At 58.0% G+C, this 529-nt stretch carries 1 protein-coding gene and 1 pseudogene; both read right to left on the reverse strand.

The features are described from left to right. Positions 1 to 201: pseudogene (locus tag ACRZ95_RS23270) on the reverse strand (4-(cytidine 5'-diphospho)-2-C-methyl-D-erythritol kinase); the annotation flags it as partial. Further along, positions 191 to 529 (reverse strand): tetratricopeptide repeat protein (locus ACRZ95_RS23275; protein ID WP_480555784.1); only part of this gene is annotated, 339 nt, incomplete at its 5' end. The pseudogene ACRZ95_RS23270 and the gene ACRZ95_RS23275, both read right to left, overlap by 11 nt.

Consider the following 529-nt stretch of genomic DNA (forward strand, 5'->3'; position numbering starts at 1 on the left):
GTTTCGGCTGTCTTTTGGTACACCATCCGCATGCTCGCCCCCGACGTCGATTGAGAGTATCTGACCTGCGGTGAATTCCAACTGATCTCCGACATCCGCAAACACAACCAGAGAATCCAGCAGGTGATAACCATCCGCGCGCTGGCCGGTTACATGCAGTGTCAGATTGATCTTGGCCGGCGCGAAGGCCTTAGTTGCCATTGGCAACCTTCAGCGGTTCGGCACCTTCCTCGGCCAGAACAGCGTCCAGACCGATATCCAGTTTTCGACGTATGCGTTCGGGGTCGGCCTCTCCGTCAGTGTCTTCGGGATCCACAAACGAAAGCGCTCGTTTCCATTGGAACTCGGCCTCGCGCCCGCGTCCAACGGCCCAATAGACATCCCCCAGATGGTCGTTGACCACCGGATCAACCGGCATCAGTTCAACAGCGCGTTCCATATGCTCGACCGCTTCGTCATAACGCCCAAGGCGGAACAGGACCCATCCAAGGCTGTCAACGATATAGCCGCTATCGGGGCGTGCCGCGAC

The sequence above is a fragment of the Ruegeria sp. AI3 genome, from assembly GCF_056541245.1.